This is a genomic window from Luteolibacter pohnpeiensis (genome assembly GCF_016595435.1).
Lineage (GTDB): Bacteria > Verrucomicrobiota > Verrucomicrobiia > Verrucomicrobiales > Akkermansiaceae > Luteolibacter > Luteolibacter pohnpeiensis.
This window is the reverse complement of the sequence record NZ_JAENIJ010000002.1, coordinates 56,524-73,448: the sequence shown is the minus strand read 5'-3', so window position 1 is coordinate 73,448 and position 16,925 is coordinate 56,524. Positions and strand designations below refer to the sequence as shown.

12 protein-coding genes are annotated in these 16,925 nt (G+C 53.6%); 9 read left to right on the top strand and 3 right to left on the bottom strand.

From position 1 onward, the window contains the following. Nucleotides 1-189: 189 nt before the first annotated feature. Nucleotides 190-1,983: a beta strand repeat-containing protein gene (locus tag JIN85_RS01505; protein ID WP_200266906.1), complete on the bottom strand. Its 1,794-nt coding sequence runs from the start codon at nucleotides 1,981-1,983 to the stop codon at nucleotides 190-192. 439 nt (nucleotides 1,984-2,422) lie between these two features. Between JIN85_RS01505 and purM the strand changes: the two genes are divergently transcribed. Both purM and JIN85_RS01495 read left to right on the top strand, forming a co-directional pair. After that, nucleotides 2,423-3,418, top strand: coding sequence for a phosphoribosylformylglycinamidine cyclo-ligase (purM, locus tag JIN85_RS01500; RefSeq protein WP_200266904.1), 996 nt, complete (start codon nucleotides 2,423-2,425; stop codon nucleotides 3,416-3,418). A gap of 19 nt (nucleotides 3,419-3,437) precedes the next feature. Further along, nucleotides 3,438-5,363 carry an amidophosphoribosyltransferase gene (locus JIN85_RS01495; protein WP_200266902.1) on the top strand — a complete coding sequence of 642 codons (1,926 nt, stop codon included), beginning with the start codon at nucleotides 3,438-3,440 and terminating at the stop codon, nucleotides 5,361-5,363. Nucleotides 5,364-5,677: 314 nt separating this feature from the next. Here JIN85_RS01495 and murA read toward each other — a convergent pair whose 3' ends face one another. Together murA and prmC are read right to left on the bottom strand one after the other, a co-directional pair. Next, nucleotides 5,678-6,946: a UDP-N-acetylglucosamine 1-carboxyvinyltransferase gene (gene murA, locus JIN85_RS01490; protein ID WP_200266900.1), complete on the bottom strand. Its 1,269-nt coding sequence runs from the start codon at nucleotides 6,944-6,946 to the stop codon at nucleotides 5,678-5,680. 26 nt (nucleotides 6,947-6,972) lie between these two features. Continuing rightward, a complete protein-coding gene (gene prmC / locus JIN85_RS01485; RefSeq protein ID WP_200266898.1) occupies nucleotides 6,973-7,809 on the bottom strand; it encodes a peptide chain release factor N(5)-glutamine methyltransferase in 837 nt (278 codons plus the stop codon). Between the two features lie 139 nt (nucleotides 7,810-7,948). Here prmC and JIN85_RS21845 point away from each other — a divergent pair, with 139 nt between their 5' ends. The 7 genes from JIN85_RS21845 (at nucleotide 7,949) to JIN85_RS01445 (ending at nucleotide 16,920) form a co-directional block, all read left to right on the top strand. Then, the gene (locus tag JIN85_RS21845; protein ID WP_200266896.1) at nucleotides 7,949-9,136 is read left to right on the top strand and encodes a beta-ketoacyl synthase N-terminal-like domain-containing protein; all 1,188 of its coding nucleotides are present in this window, start codon (nucleotides 7,949-7,951) and stop codon (nucleotides 9,134-9,136) included. Further along, entirely contained in the window at nucleotides 9,087-10,211 is a 1,125-nt protein-coding gene (locus tag JIN85_RS21180; RefSeq protein ID WP_234047169.1) for an HAD-IB family phosphatase, read from the top strand. Before JIN85_RS21845 ends, JIN85_RS21180 begins: the two co-directional genes overlap by 50 nt. Nucleotides 10,212-10,287: 76 nt before the next feature. Next, the gene (locus tag JIN85_RS01465; RefSeq protein WP_200266894.1) at nucleotides 10,288-10,662 is read left to right on the top strand and encodes a hypothetical protein; all 375 of its coding nucleotides are present in this window, start codon (nucleotides 10,288-10,290) and stop codon (nucleotides 10,660-10,662) included. A 182-nt stretch (nucleotides 10,663-10,844) separates the two neighbouring features. Then, on the top strand, nucleotides 10,845-11,987 hold the full coding sequence (locus tag JIN85_RS01460; protein ID WP_200266892.1) for a lactonase family protein: 1,143 nt from the start codon (nucleotides 10,845-10,847) through the stop codon (nucleotides 11,985-11,987). A gap of 12 nt (nucleotides 11,988-11,999) precedes the next feature. Then, nucleotides 12,000-14,729, top strand: coding sequence for a valine--tRNA ligase (locus JIN85_RS01455; protein WP_234047168.1), 2,730 nt, complete (start codon nucleotides 12,000-12,002; stop codon nucleotides 14,727-14,729). Nucleotides 14,730-14,779: 50 nt separating this feature from the next. Next, nucleotides 14,780-15,910, top strand: coding sequence for a DUF4332 domain-containing protein (locus JIN85_RS01450; protein WP_200266890.1), 1,131 nt, complete (start codon nucleotides 14,780-14,782; stop codon nucleotides 15,908-15,910). A gap of 50 nt (nucleotides 15,911-15,960) precedes the next feature. Continuing rightward, on the top strand, nucleotides 15,961-16,920 hold the full coding sequence (locus tag JIN85_RS01445) for a thioredoxin fold domain-containing protein (protein ID WP_200266888.1): 960 nt from the start codon (nucleotides 15,961-15,963) through the stop codon (nucleotides 16,918-16,920). The last annotated feature ends 5 nt before the right edge of the window (nucleotides 16,921-16,925 follow it).

Below are 16,925 nucleotides of genomic sequence, written 5' to 3'. Positions count from 1 at the left end.
TCTGCCGGGAAAGAATCGTTTTGCGATCCAGTGAGGATTGTTAATGATGATAATAGAGTTATATGCGATTTAAATATATAGTGTTTCCATCGACTGTCACTTTCGTGGATGACATGCATATAAATTAAAACCGCCACCCGGGTTGGGTGACGGTTTTGGAAGGTTAACTTCTGATGTTTAGCTTATTTCTCAGGCGCGGCGTGAACGGCGCAGCAAGAGCATGCCGGCAAAAGCGGTGAGCGTCAGGCATCCCGGTTCAGGGATGATCGACAGTGTCGCATTGAAGGCATCCGAGGTGAAGGTGATGGATGAGGATGAACCCAGAGCGTTCAGTTCAGAAATGGTGTAAGTCCCGGGATCTACCTCGACACCATCCAACGTCAGTGATTCGAGAGTCATGTCTCCATCATAGAACAGTTCAACGGCTGTGCTGCTTGCTAACTCGATGGTGGTCAGATTGGTAAGTCCTGATCCGGTATCGAACGACAGAATCGACCCACTGGCTACTGAGATGAGCGATGTGGCAAGTGATCCCGTCGCCCCAACCGAGAGGCTGCCCTCGGTGACATAAGTTTCACCAGTGTAGGTTAGTGCCGAATTGATGGTAAGATCACCGGCTCCGATCTTATTCAGTCCGCCGCTGCCGTCGATCACCGTGCCGATTCCAACGTTGAATCCATTGGTATCAAAGGTCATGCCACCGGCAGCAATGGTGACCGGGGTGGTGATGGTATTGATCGCACTGCTGCCGTTCATGCCTGCAGGGAAGAAATTCGCCACGCTGGCAAGAGCTCGGACCGTTCCGCCGTCGACTGTTAGCAAGTGGGTTCCCGTTCCTGATCCATTCTGGACATATTGGGTTTCCAGAACGCCACCGTTGAGATTGATCAAGGAGGAAACCGCTGTGCCGGTAGCGCTATCATCGCGGCCAAGTGTCACGTAGCTGCTTGCGGTGAGCTTGGCTCCTGTGTTCACGGTGACCGTTGATGTGCCGCCACCGGAATAGTGCCCGACTGTCAGCTGTTGAAGCGTCATGGTGGAACTATCGTTCAGCGTGATGGATGATGTGGACCCGGAAGCAGTGGTTCCTGCATCGCCCATTTTGATTTTGGTGGCGTTGAAATAGCTGTTTCCGTTCAAGGTGACAGAGGCGGTCGATCCACCACCACCGCCAACGATAACGGCATTGGTCGAGGTGACGTTGACATAGCTATCATCCGACAAAGTCAGAGTGCCTGTAGAGCTTCCGCCGCTGGCGATTTTCAATGTGCCGCCTGTTACGTTGATCGATGCTGAGTCGGTGAGTGACAAGGTGGTATTGGTGGAACCTCCGTTCGCAATGACGAAAGTGCCCGCCGAGGAATTGAGTTTCGAGCTTCCGGACATCGTGAAATTCACGGTCCCGGCGCTGTCGCCAAAATAGAAGTTGCTCGCGGATGAGCTGATCGAAGCAGTGTCGGACATGCCGCCGTTCAAGATGCCATTTCCGATGACAAAGTAAGAGCCGCCTGTCGTGTTCACGGCAGATGCACCCGACATGGTGAAGGTGGTAGCTGTGCTGCTTGAGGCGCCGATCCGGTAAACGAAGGCGCTCGCGATGTTGAGCGTGCCTCCTGTCATGTTGAGCGTTCCACCGTTGTTGCCGAAGTTTTGTTGAGAACTGGTTGAGATCAGGTTCAACGTTCCGGAACCGATGGTCAGGCTACCGGTGGTGGAGGATAGATAGCCGACGGAGATGGTGGAACCATCGTTAAATACCGCAGTGCCAGCAGCCAATAGCGCATTATCGCTCGATCCTGGAACTGTTCCGGAGCTCCAGTTGGTACCGAGGTTGAACACGTCGCTGGTGGCACCGGTCCAGGTGATGTCCGCAGCATTGGCGGCTTGGATGAAAAGGAGCGTGCTTAGACTGAAAGCGGCTCCGATGAATTTGGATGAACTGATAGATTTTACACGACTCGCAAAACAATGATGATGTTTCATGGGGAGGTTGCTATAACCATCGCTCACTATCTTTTTCCTTTGGGTTCAGCAATGGAATTCAAGAAGGGAATCGCCGTTCTGGAAGCGGAAAATATGGACTGAATTCTTGCCCAATGGCTTAGCGATAAAAAATATTTTTACCCATGTTCCGCGAGAGCGATCGGAGAGATAAAAAACCTTCAGAGGAAGGCGGCTGGCGGCATCGAAATGATCCATGTTTTCCTCAGTCCGACCGACGGTTTGGTGATGGTTAGGAGCTTTCGCGGCGAAAGAAGGGTAAACGAATTGGTGATGCCGCCACCATCTAGAATCAGGCCAATGGGCACCAAATTTCACGATTCCGGAACATTTTTTCTGATAGAAGATCGAACGATCCGCCGATGCGGGGTTTTTCTGCGTGACGAAAGGGGGGCGGCTGGTAGAAAGCCCGCACGGCAACATGGCGGGCAAGCTAACTTACCAACAGGCTGGAGTGGATACGCGTAAAGCGGCTGCTCTGGTAGGCGATATCGGGACGCACGTGCGTCGAACCCAGCAATCGCGCAAACTGTGGGGTGCCTTCGGGCTCTTCGCTGCGTGCTACGATTTGAGCAGCTACAAGGAACCTGTCATCATGACCGGTTGCGACGGCGTCGGCACCAAGCTGGAGCTGCTGCTCGAACACGATTTGCTGGAAACCGCAGGCAAGGACCTGGTGGCGATGAGTGTGAATGACATTCTCACTACGGGCGGCGATGCGCTGCTTTTCCTCGACTACATCGGCATCGCCGCGCTGGACGAGGATCGGATCACTCGCTTGATCGCCGGCATGGCGGACTATTTGGAAGCCTGCAATTGCATCCTCGCCGGTGGCGAAACGGCGGAAATGCCAGGCATCGTGCCGGAGGGCATCATCGAGCTTTCCGGCTTTTGCATCGGTTGCGCGGAGAAATCTGATTTGGTCGATCCGACCACGGTGGAAGTCGGCGATGTGCTGATCGGCTATCCGTCGGACAGCATTCACGCCAATGGCTGGTCGCTGGTGCGGCGCGTATTGGCGGAGCATCCGGGCGAGGTGACTGAGGAGGAACTGGCTGCTTGGTTGAAGCCGACCCGACTTTATCATGACGTGACGACGGACCTGAAAAAATCCGGCGTCAAACCGAAGGCCATGTCGCACATCACTGGCGGCGGTCTTCCGGAGAATTTGGAGCGCCTGTTCCGCGGAATGGGTGCGGATTTGGAAATTCCAAAGTGGGATCTTCCTGGCATCGAGAAGCTGTTGGCACACGTGGATTCGGAAGATCGATTCCACACATTCAACATGGGCATCGGCTGGGTGGCGATTGTTGCGGAAAAAGATGTGCAAGCCAGTTTGACGGCAGGGGAAGGCGGCGTGATAATCGGGCGCATGGTTCCTCAGGAAGGCGTCCGAGTGCGCGTATCCGGCGAATGATTGATCGAATTTCCGAACGATGAGCGATTTCCTGAAACACGAGTGCGGAATCGCCGCTGTGCGACTCCGCAAACCCCTGGCGTATTATTATGACCGTTATGGGACCTGCCTATGGGGTCTCAACAAGCTTTTCCTGTTGATGGAAAAGCAGCACAACCGTGGCCAGGATGGCACCGGTATCGGTTGCGTGAAATTGGACATGCCCATCGGCCAGCCTTATGTGCATCGCCGCCGGGGCATTGAAAAAGACGCGTTGGCACAGATTTTCCGCAAGGAAATCAAGAGCTTCTCCAAGATGGCCCGCAAGGGAATCATGGATCAGAATGATCCGAGCAGCGTGAAGAAGAATTTCGATTTCGGCGGGGAAATCCTGCTGGGTCACCTGCGCTACGGCACTTCCGGTGAGTTCGATGAAGGTTCCTGCCATCCTTATTTGCGCCGCAGCAACTGGCCGACGCGGACCCTGATGGTGATGGGAAATTTCAACATGACCAATGCCGCTGCGCTCAACCAGGTGTTGATCGAGCGCGGTCAGCACCCGGTTTTCGGCACCGATACGCAGACGGTGCTGGAGGAAATCGGCTACCATTTGGATGAGCATCACACCGATCTTTATCGCCAACTGCGCGATGCCGGAGTTCCCGGTGATCAGATGCCGCCGAAAATTTCCGAGGCTCTCGATGTTGCGCGATTGGTTGCGGAATCCGCCTCCGCTTGGGATGGGGGTTACACCATCTGTGGCGCTGTCGGGAATGGCGACATGTTTGTTATGCGCGATCCACGTGGCATCCGGCCATGCCACATGCTGATCACCGACGAGGTGGTGGCGTTTGCTTCCGAGCGGGTGCCCTTGATGACCGTTTTCGAAGCGGAAGTGGATCAAGTCAAAGCAGTCGATCCCGGCTCGATCATCACGATCAAATCAGATGGGACGATTTCGGATGCGGTATTTGCTCCACCGCAAAAATACACTCCGTGCTCGTTCGAGAAGATCTATTTCTCCCGCGGCAACGATCCGCAAATCTATCGCGAGCGCAAAGCCATGGGCGCGGCGCTGGTTTCCCAAGTCGTCGCATCCATCAACGGGGCATTCGACAAAACCGTATTTTCGTTCATTCCGAATACGGCGGAAACGGCCTATCATGGGTTGATGGATGGTCTCCGGCTTTATCGTCGCCAGGAAGTCCGGGCATCGATTTTGAAAGCCGTCGAAGAAGGGAATCTCACCCCAGATTTGGTCGATGATCTCATTTTGAGAAACTGGCCCTGTGGAGAAAAGGTCGCGCACAAAGACATCAAGTTACGCACTTTCATCTCGCAGGAAAAAGGTCGCGATCAATTGGTGTCCCACGTTTACGACATCACTTATGGCGTGGTGAAACCCGGTGATTATCTCGTGGCGCTGGACGATTCGATCGTTCGTGGCACCACCCTGAAGAAGTCGATCCTGAAGATCCTCGCCCGCACCAAGCCTTCGAAGATCGTCGTTTGCTCAACCGCACCACAAATTCGTTATCCCGATTGCTACGGCATTGATATGTCTGAGCTCGGCAAGTTCATCGCCTTCCAAGCCGCCGTTGCGCTGCATCGTCGTGCGGGCCGACATGCCTTGCTTGATCAGGTTTATGAAGATTGTCGGGCAGAATTGCAAAAGCCGGCCGCTGAGCGCACCAACCGTGTTTGCGCCATCTATGATGCGTTCACGGATGAGGAAATTTCCGCAGAGATCAGCCGCATGGTCTACCCCGAAAAAATCGAGTGGGACGGCGAAGTGGAGGTGATTTTCCAAAGCATCGAAAACCTTCGCGCTTCCATCAAAGGGCCGAGCGGGGATTGGTATTTCACCGGAAATTACCCAACTGCCGGTGGTTTCTCGATGGTGAATGCCGCCTACATTCGCTGGCATGAAGGCGTGAGTGGGCGTAGCTACGATCTGCCATTGTAGTCGGATCAGATCCCATTTCTTGGGGGAGCACACGCGCCCCCGCGTGTTGCTGGCGGCGCCTCGCCGCCAGATGAGCTCCGCTGTCCCAGTTTGCCGACTCAATCGTAATCCAGCACCGAAGTTCATTTGTTAGATCTTGGGGAGCACACGCGCCCTCGCGTGTTGCTGGCGGCGCCTCGCCGCCAGATGAGCTCCACTGTCCCTGCTTGCCGACTTAATCGTAACCCAGCACCAAAGTTTTTCCCGCGAAGGATCCCGGCGAGGGCGCCGGGACCGACACGCGAGGGCGCGTGTTCTCCCCGTAGAGCCCATTCTCACCCCTTCACCCGCTCAACCGCTGCGCCGAGCGTGAGGAGTTTTTCATCGATGTGTTCGTAGCCGCGATCGATGTGATAGAGTCGGCTGATTTCCGTGCTGCCTTTGGCGGTGAGGGCGGCGAGGACCAGTGCGGCGGAGGCGCGTAAATCGGACGCCATGACCGGGGCGGCGGAGAGTTTTTCCACTCCGCGAATGATGGCGGTGCCGTTGTCGACCTTGATGTCGGCTCCCATCCGCTTCAGCTCGGAGCAGTGCATGAATCGCTGCGGGAAAATGGTGTCCTTGATCAGGCTGATGCCCGGAGTCGTCACCAACAGCGCCGTCATTTGGGCCTGCATGTCGGTCGGGTAACCCGGATAGGGCGATGTTGAAATCTCGCAGCCGCGAAGTTCTTCTCCTCGGTAAACGGTGCACGAATCTCCCTCGGCATTGAACTCCACGCGGTGGCCCGACTTGATGATTTGCTCGGTGATGGCCTTGAGGTGTTCGCGGCAAATGCGATTGAGGGTGACTCCTTCGCCAGCGAGTGCGGCGGCGGCCATAAAGGTCCCGGCTTCGATGCGGTCCGGGATGACGGTGTGCTCGACACCGCGCAATTCCTTCACGCCCTCAATCGTGATGCGACGGGTTCCGGCACCTTCGATTTTCGCGCCCATCGCGTTGAGGAAATTCGCCAAGTCCAGCACTTCAGGTTCAGCCGCAGCGGATTCGATTACCGTGATGCCTTCGGCCAAGGTTGCAGCCATCATCACGTTGTCGGTGCCGAGAACCGTCGGTCCGTTGCTACCGCGGAGATCGATTTCCGCTCCGCGCAATCCGTCCGGCGCGGTGAGAATGATATTCCCTCCCTCGAATTCAACCTTCGCACCCAGCGCTTCCAGTCCACGCAGGTGGAGGTCCACCGGGCGATCGCCGATGACGCATCCGCCGGGAAGTGAAACGACTGCCCGGCCTTTGCGGGCGAGCAGCGGGCCCATGACGCAAATGGATGCGCGCATGCGGCGGACCAATTCGTAGGGGGCTTCGTCGGAAATATCCGCGCAGGTGATCCGCACGGTTCCGGATGAGCGTTCCACATCAGCACCAAGCGCGCTGAGAATCTGGATCATGTAATTGGTATCCGAAACGTCGGGAACGCGGCGGATGATGCAATCCTCACCGCTTAAAATCGCCGCCGCCAGGATGGGCAGCGATGCGTTTTTTGATCCGGAAATGTTAACGGAACCCCTGAGTGGTGAGCCGCCGTGCACAACGAGTTTGTCCATGGAATGAAGGCGTTAGATTTGAAAGTTCAATCGCGATAGGCGATGGGGAAGCGGGGGATACCGGAAAGATCGTTCCGGACTTCAATGCGGGTGAAGCCGGAGTCTGCGAGAATCCTGCTGACCTGTGAAGCCTGATCGTGGCCGATTTCCAGAGCAATCCAGCCACCCGGATTCAATCGGGCAAATGCCTCCGGGATGAAACGGCGGATGAGATCCAATCCGTCCTCGCCACTAAATAAAGCGAGGTCCGGATCGTAGGTGACTTCCTTACTCAGGCTGGCACGATCCGCCTCCGGGACGTAGGGAAGGTTGGCGGCAATGCCATCGAAAGTTCCAGAAACCGCGGTAAACAAATCCGAGTGGATCGCGTTGTAATTCTGAATTTCAAGGGCGATCGCATTTTCCGATGTTAGCGCCAGTGCATCGGGCGAAACGTCAGCGAGAGTGAGCTGCCATTCGGGTCGCTCTCCCGCCAGGGTGAGGCCGAGAACGCCGGAGCCGCAGCCCATATCGAGCACGGATTGCGCGGAGGTGGGGGTAAGGGAAAGGATGAGTTCGGCAAGTTCTTCCGTTTCCGGCCGGGGGATCAATGCTCTGGCATCGGTTTTGAATTCCCGGTTGTGAAAATAGACGGTGCCCAGCAAATGCTGGATGGGCACGCCCTCGCCGCGTTTTTTCAAAACATCACGCAGTGGAGCAAGATCGGCTTCCACCATCGGGCGATCGAATTGAAGATAAAGGTCCATTCGGGTGCAGCCCAATTGATGAGCGACCAGCATTTGCATATTTCGACGGGCATCTTCGATACCTCGCTTTTCCAGGTAACGGGTGCCGCCATCAATGGTTTCAAGGACCGTATTCATGAGTGAAAAACCGGCTTTGGCAGTGAGCTTACCGGAGCCGAACGATGGGGCCGTTCCGCGAGTTCGCCAAGGATTTTGCAAGTGCTGGGGGAATTGTGCAGGAGTTTAGTATTGCGGGCTGATTTCTGCTTGTTAGTCCGTGGCCATCGATTCGCCAATTTTCATCGCAGGCATGGGTGCGCTTTCCGCATTAGGGGAAAGTGTCGAAGATCATCATGCGGCGGTTCTATCAAAAGTGTCGCCGTTTCGTCCGTTGGGCGAGTTGCTCGGAATGGAGAGTCCGCATGCGGCGTTGCCTGGAGCATGGATTTCACAGCGCGGTGTTCTAACCAACCGGAAGTGGAGTCCGGTGACCATGGCGGCTTTGCATGTCGCGCGTCAGGCGGTTGCGGCAGCTGGCTGGTCTGCGGATGAATTGAGTGAATCTGCTTTGATTGTAGGAACGAGTCGCGGGAATGCAGCCGGTTGGCTCAATTCGTGGCCAGGCCGCCGGCCATTTAAGTTGATGGCGGCGAGTAATACGATTCATAGCGAATCCTGCAGCGCGATTAGTATCGAATTGGGAATCTATGGGCCGAATCAAGTCACCGCCAGTGGTTGTGCTGCCGGATTGGACGCACTCGGGATGGCAATGATGATGGTCCGCAGCGGCATGGCTCCGCGTGCTTTGGTGGTCGCGGTGGATTTGCCTTTGGTCCCGGTGCTTTTGGATAGCTATGCGGGATCAGGATTATTGGCGAAGCAGTTTCAGCTGGATCCTTATCATCCGCAAACGTCTGGATTCATCCCAAGTGAAGGCGCTGCTGCCATGGCAATAGGTCATAAGGCAAATGCGGACCCGCGCTTATTATACTACAGTTCGAATTCCGATGGGGTCGATCCTCTCGGTATACCGTCGGACGGCGGTCGCACCGGCGAGTTGATTAAGCATGCATTAAGAGCGGTCGGAACCAGTCATGCCATTTGTCCACATGCTACAGGCACCTCGGTTCAGGGACGGGCGGAGCCAGAAATGTTTCGCCGCCTGTCGCAAGTGGGAAAAGTGACGCTGCACCCATTGAAGCCATATCTTGGTCATACGATTGGTGCGAGCGGGCTTTTGGAAACCGTGGTGCTGACCCGCTTTTTGCAAGATGGTAAATTGCCGCCGAACCGCGAAGGTCTGAGTGAACCGGCGGGATTTACATTGCCGACGCATGCAATCGATGCCAACTCACCTGTGATCAAACTTTCCCACGGGATGGGTGGTCATAATTCCATTCTAGCGATTTCACCAAATGACGAATCCGATCCGGCTCGAAGTATCAATCGATCAGCAACGCCTTGATGTCATCTCCGACGGCGAGTTGGTCCGTAGTTTCACCATTTCCACAGCGACTAAAGGAGTAGGTTTCGCCGAAGGAAGCTATCGAACCCCAACCGGGAGATTTCGAATTGCAAAAAAAATCGGCGATGGAGAACCGCTGAATACGATTTTCAAGGCGCGGGTTCCGATTGGAATTTGGGACGGTGGGGATTGTTCGAAAGATTATGTCCTTACGCGAATCCTGCAGTTGGATGGATTGGATCCAGACAATTCGAACACGCTGGAGCGCTATGTTTATATCCACGGCACCAATCGTGAGGATCGGATTGGCATTCCCACCAGCCACGGATGCTTTTGTCTGACAAATCAAGAAATGTTGGAATTGTATGATCTTGTAGCGGAAGGCACGGAACTCACGGTCATTCCGCCCGTAGAAAAGAAGGGCAAGCTGATCTTCTTTGACTGTGATTGCACATTAGCCTCGATTGAGGGCATTGATGAGTTAGCTCGTCATTCGGGGGACGCCGTTTTCGAAAAAGTGTCTTCTCTCACTCACGCGGCGATGAATGGAGAAGTGGCACTCGATCAAGTGTTTGCAATACGAATGGATATCATCCGTCCTGATCAATCGATATGTGATGCTGTATCACAACAATATTTGAACAATGTTACGCCTGGAGCCAAACAACTGATCGCTCTTCTAAAAGCTAATGGGTGGACTCCAGTAATTCTTTCTGGCGGTTTCGCGCCCCTGATCCGGCCACTGGCAAAAGAGTTGGGCATCGACCATATCGAAGCGGTTCCTTTATTTCTCAATGAAGACGGCAGCTATGCCGGCTACGGAGAAGATTACCCGACGACACGCAATCTAGGTAAAAATCAGGTAATTCGCGAATGGAAGGAAGCCATGTTACCCGGCAAGGTAGTCATGGTGGGAGATGGTATCTCTGATCTAGAGACGACTCCCGATGTGGATCTTTTCATAGGTTATGGTGGAGCTGTAGCTAGACCTCGTGTTCATCAAGCCGCAGATCATTGGATTACCAATATGACCGATTATGAGAATATTTTTAGCGTTCTCGATACGATCGAATGAACAAACTGATAGTTTTGATTAATAAATCGCGGATTTTACTTGTCTATAGTATAGCCGGTATTACTTTGCCCGGGTCATGAGTACTAATGCAAAAAAAGCAGGCGTAAGAGGTAAACGTTACACTCCCGCCGAAAAGCAAAATATCGTTTCCTTCGTGGAAGAATACAATGCGACGAATGGTCGTGGTGGTCAAAGTGCTGCTTCTAAGAAGTTTGGTATTTCCCAACTGACTATTTCAAGCTGGTTGAAATCATCTGGTGAAGCGGCACCTGCCGCTGCTGCTGCTCCTGCAAAACGCGGCCGTAAGGCTGGTAAAGCTGCTGCTACCACCAAGGGTTCAATGAATGCTAAGTTGAGCGAGCTGCTTTCTATCGGTAACGAAATCGAGAAAACCGAGAAGTCTCTTGAGGCTCTTAAGGCGAAGTTCAATTCGATCAAAGCTTCTCTCTAACCGATACAATCTTAGAATCCTTGAATGGCCACTCCCAGCTCGGGAGTGGCTTTTCTTTATAGGGGTATCATATTAGGTGACTTGATTGAATAGAGGTTTGATTAAACAATGTTCGTTGGTCAGAGGGTGCCTGGCACATAATCGGGATAGATTCTATCCGCCAAATGATGCGAATATTCAATATGATGAGAAAAACAAGCTGCTGGATCGCGTGTCTATTATTTACCTGTGGCATCCAACCTTGGAGCACTGCCAAAGCAGACACATTGTTTATCGGAACAGACTCTGGAGGAGGAAAGTCGAAAGGCATCTATCATTTGGAGTTCGATAGCGGTTCGGGGCAACTCGGTGAGCCTGAGTTAGCTGCTACCTACACAAATCCCGGGTTCCTGGTGCAAAACCCGGTAAAGCCGATCTTATATTGCTGCGGGGTTCCAAAGGGGGACTTTGGCAAGGGGGTGGGCTCAGTGGCTGCGTTTCGGATTTTAGAAAATCGGAAACTCGAGTTTATTAAAGAGATATCATCCGGCGGCATCAATGCATGCCATGTGGCAGTTGACCGGTTGGGGCGGACTGTGGCGGTCGCAAATTATTCAGACGGTAGTTTTTCTACCATTCGGTTAGATCAGGAGGGCATTCCTGAAAAATTGGTATCGACCATTGGCCACGATGCAAAAGGGCCTAACGCGAATCGGCAGGACCGTGCCCATGCGCATGGAGTTTATTTCACGAAAGATAATCGGCACTTATGGATGCCGGATTTGGGATTGGACCGAGTTTTCGTATGCGATTTCAACCCGGAAACTTCGGCAGTCGTCGAAAATCCTGAGATGGATCTGCGCCTTTCGCCAGGAGATGGGCCTCGTCATCTGGCATTTTCTAAAGACGAAAAGAACGTCTATGTCATCAATGAACTGGCAAACCGCGTCTCGGTTTTCACAAAAAATCCGGATTCAGGGAAGTATGATGCTATCCAGTCGATTAACACATTACCAGAGAGTTATCGCGGATCTAACACGACGGCTGAAATTGAAATTCATCCCAATGGGAAGTTTGTTTATGGTTCAAACCGGGGTGATGACTCGATCGCATTATTTCAGCGCGATGAGCAAACCGGGAAATTGGAATGGGTGAAGACCTTCGCATGTGGCGGGAAGACTCCTCGTCATTTTAAGATCGACCCTAGCGGCAAATGGCTCATTTGCGCTCATCAGGATTCGGATTCCATCGAGGTAAGATCGATCGATCCGAAAACGGGATTTTTAGGGGATATTGCATCGTCGGTGACGTGCCCGAAGCCGATTTGTGTGCTCTTTGCGCGGTGAGGGGCATTTCCCATGCTGGACAAACCGCTTGACGTCTGGCATCCATCCGCCCTCATGTCAGAGTTGCCGAAAGCCTATGAACCTCAAGCGGTGGAAGCCAAATGGTATGCCGCTTGGATCGATGGAAAATGCTTCGAAGCCGATCCTTCCTCGGAGAAGGATGGCTATTCGATTGTCATTCCACCGCCGAATGTAACTGGCATTCTTCACCTTGGGCATGTCTTGAACAACACGCTTCAAGATATTTTAGCCCGCCGCGCCCGCCAAAATGGCAAGGAAGTCCTGTGGCTGCCCGGGACGGATCACGCTGGCATTGCGACCCAATCGAAAGTGGAGCGCGAACTCCGCGAAAAAGAAGGGGTGACGCGCCGTGAACTGGGTCGCGATGAATTTTTGCAGCGTGTCTGGGACTTTAAAAACAAGCATGGTGACATCATCATCAACCAGCTGAAGCGTCTTGGCTGCTCCTGCGATTGGAGTCGTGAGCGGTTCACCATGGACACCCCTTACACGGAGTGGGTGAGCTATGTTTTCGTGGAGCTTTTCCAAAAAGGGCTCATCTATCGCGGCAAGCGGATGGTGAATTGGTGCCCGGTTTCCCTGACCGCACTTTCTGACGAAGAGGTGATCATGACGCCGCAGCGATCGAAGCTGTACTTCATGAAATACGAGCTGGCGGATGCGCCGGGCGAGTTCCTTGAAATTTCCACCACCCGGCCTGAAACCCTGATGGGCGACGTCGCCGTGGCAGTGAACCCGAAAGATGAACGCTTTGCCAAATATGTGGGACGCAAGGTGAAGCGGCCGTTTCCGCATGCGGAAATCCCGGTGATCGCGGACGAGCATGTGGATATCGAGTTCGGCACGGGCGCGCTGAAAATCACCCCAGCGCACGACAAGGCCGACTTTGAGATTGGTCTCAAGCACAACCTCGAAATCATCGATACACTCACTCCAGACGGGCATATCAACTGTCCGGAATGCCCGGAGTTGCATGGATTGGACCGATTTGTCGCACGCAAGAAAGCGGGTGCGATGCTTGAGGAGATGGGCTTGCTTCTTAAAGTTGAGGAATACGACAATAACGTCGGATTTTCGGAGCGGGGCGGGGTGCCGATCGAGCCGCGCATTTCCATGCAGTGGTTCCTGAAGTATCCATGCGTTCATGAAGCGGCGGCAGCCGTTGCTGAAGGGGATATCAAGTTCCGGCCAGAGCGCTGGGCGAAAACGTATGCCCACTGGATGGAAAACCTGCAGGATTGGTGCATCAGCCGCCAGCTCTGGTGGGGTCATCAAATTCCGGTTTGGTATCGGAAGGATAAACTGGCGGAACTGAAAAACGCCGAGTCCCTCGATATGTCGAATTTGGCGGCTGGGGATATCCTCGTGGGGGTTGAAGCGCCAGACGATGAGGAAAACTGGGTGCGTGACGAAGACGTGATGGATACCTGGTTTTCATCGTGGCTGTGGCCGTTTGCGACCATGGCGAACGTCGGTGAAAAAACCGAAACCTTGAAGAAATTCTATCCGACGGAAGACCTCGTAACCGGGCCGGATATCATCTTCTTCTGGGTCGCCCGGATGATCATGGCTGGCTTCGAATTCACCGGTGCTCTGCCATTCCGGAATGTTTATTTCACGGCGATCATTCGCGACCTCAAAGGCCGCAAGATGTCCAAATCATTGGGTAACTCACCGGATCCGGTGGAACTGATGGAAAGATATGGCGCGGATGGTTTGCGTTTCGGGCTGATGCGGATCGCACCTGTCGGCAGTGACCTGCGCTTTGATGAATCATCGGTTGAAGAGGGCCGCAATTTTGCCAACAAGCTCTACAATGCCTGCCGTTTGCGGCAGATGGGTGGTGAACCATTCCAAAAGCTGGAAACTCTGCACGGACTCCGGCCCTATCACATCAATGTTCTATCGAAACTGGATGAACTTTCAGCCGATTTGGTGCGCCTTTTCGGCGAGTACCGTTTTGGCGAAATTGCTTATCGTTTGTATGAGTTCCTCTGGAATGATTTCTGCGACAAGTTCCTGGAGGCCGTGAAGCTTGAGCTGCGCGAATCCGCTGAACCGTGGGTGCGGGCCACCGCCCTTGGAGTGTTTGATGCTGCGATGAGCCGTTATTTGCAGTTGCTGAGCCCCTACATGCCGCACGTGACCGAAGAACTTTCCGCTCGGATGGGCTACGTGCCGGAAGGCGAATTCCTCATGCAACAGACCTTGCCTGAGTTGCCGTTGCTGGCGGACCTGCATTTGGATGAAATCACCAATGCTCAGTTTGTCGCCGCTGAAATCTACGAAGCTGCCGGGCGTTTGCGCAATCTGAAGGCGGAATACAAATTGGGCTCTCGCAAGGATGTTCGATTTGTCGTCAAGGGAGCGCCAGACTGGTTGGCAGAAGAAACCGGTGTGCTCGCATTGCTTGCCGGAGCTGCCGAAATCTCGCTCGATTCCACTTTTGACGCTCCCAAGGGCACACCCGCTGTAGTGACTGGAGTGGGCGAAGTTTATCTGCCATTGGACGGACTTATCGATGTCGAGGCTGAGCGGTCCCGTTTGACCAAGGAAATTGCAGCGACGGAACTCGAAGTCAAAAAATCCACCGGCAAATTGGGTAATGCGAGCTTTGTCGACCGGGCGCCGCCCGAAGTCGTTGAGCAAGAGAAGAGTCGATTGCAGGATTGGCAAACTAAGTTGGCTCAGCTCAAAGAGATGCTGGCTGCGTTGTCATGACGGCTTGCCAGACCGGCCACAGTCTCTAATTTCGCGTCAGCAAAACCCACATGGCGAAACTCAATGACATCCCCGGTATCGGAGAAACCTCGCTCGAACTCCTTGAAGCAGCTGGATTTCTAGATACCAAGGTTCTCGCGAAGGCAAATGCCGATCTACTGACGAAAGAACTGACAAAGGCGAACGAAGTTTTGGAGATCACCCAGAACCCGCCTTCGCTCGGTGAGGTCGAAATCTGGATCGCAAGCGCGCGTGAACGGGAGGGAATCGTGGATACTCCTAGTCCGGTGGCGACTCCGGCAGTCGATTCTGCGCCGCAAGAAGAGGCTCACTCATCGACAGTTGCTGATCCAGCGAAACCGGTCAACTACGAGGAAAACACGGAAGTGGCCGCCATGCTGGATGCCGCACCGTTGGCGATTCCATTGCCTGCGAAACTGCTGATGGATAACCATTTAAAGGTTTCGGAAATTCCTCCGGCAATTCTCTTGAGCCGATATTCCGGAGATCTGGAAGTCCGCGTGGAAGACCGGACCGAGGCCCCGAAACCTCAGGCGAAACCACAAATTCGCACGGTTACCGGGTCGGGCACGGTGCAGACGACTTTCGATGCTCCAGGATCGCGCTTGGATATCGATGTTTCACGCATCAAATCCATCGACGAAATCGGCCCAGCTCCTAAGAAGGTTATCTCTTCGAAAGCGGGACACGAAGAAGACCGGGTCGCCTTGCTACGGACCCCGCGTGAAAAGACCAATCGTGGGAAAAAACCCAGCTCCAGACGCTACATCCGCGGAGTTCTCCATTCCCATCCAATCGGCCTCTATTTCGGAGCGGTTATCACGCTGGTTTTGATGGCCATTCTTCCGCTGGCTATCATTTCAGCAGCATTGCTTCTCTTGTCCGATCAGCTGCACGATGAATTTTACTGGGTTCCCAAGTGGATCCTGGCGTTTCCGATTGCTCTCCCAGTGATAGCGATTGCCTACATGATTTGGGGCTTCAACGGACGTTGCCGAATTTGCGGTCAGCGATTGTTTTACCCTAAAAATTGTTTGAAGAATTCGAAAGCACACCGGATTCCAGGCTTGGGCCATATCATTCCCGTTTCGATCCACATGATCTTGTTCCGTTGGTTTCGGTGCACGTTCTGTGGCACACCGGTTCGCTTGAAAAAATAGTGCGGAGTTTTTGAGTTTTCAGATGCTCCGATCTTGGAAAGGATCGTCAAATGCTTCGGTTTACATGGATTATCGTTATCGCTCTCGGGACTTGGTCCTGTGCGAAACTCACCCCAGATCCTGAGAAAAAGAAAGACGAGGACGCCGCGCCATTTGGGATGGCAGGTGTTCCCAAGTCCCTGTACAAGGCGGAGGATCCTTCCTCATCGCAGACCGACATCATGGGAAATCCCGTTGCGGCAGACGGGTCAGCGATCAATCTAAAGAATTTATCGAGCGTCATCACGCCCGAAAAGGACATCGCGTTTACGGACCCCTATAATCCTTATGCGGAACTGCCTGAACTCTCTTCGGTGATGGCTGAGGGACCGAAGAGTCCCTGGGAATTGAGCGAGACGGATGCGAAGAGCAAAGCAATGCGTGAAGGCAAACCGCTTTTGATTTGGTTCTCTGATTCGTCCAGCCCCATGGATAAAGCGATTAGTGAAGAATTGTTCAGTCGGTTTGATTTCGGAGATTGGGCCAATGAGAATATGGTGCGTTTGAAAATCGACGCCAACCTGAAGGGGGTTAGAAAAGAGGCGAAGTCCATGAGTGAGGGGGAAAGTCTTTATACTCGGCGGGGTAACTACGTGGAACGCCTGGAGAAGCAGTACAACATCATGGGCCATCCTTCGTTTGTGATGCTGAACCCGAGCGGTGAAGTCATCAATCGTTACCGCGGATACAAACGAGGGGATGCGGACTATTTCTGGGGCTCGCTAAAGCAAAATGTCGTGGCTTCCAACAAGACTTACGCGGAGTGGAGAAAAGGTTTGGAGAAAAATGGCTACCGAGATTGGACCGGGCATCGTGGCCGCACGATCTTCGCGAAACTGAAGGCATACTCGAAAGGGCAGCTGGTGTTGATTGAGCCAGATGGCAACATGTTGAAAACCAAGGAGACCAACTTGTCGGCTGATGATCGGGACTGGATTAACGAGCTAAAACGCAAAAGAGGGATCCAATAATTGCC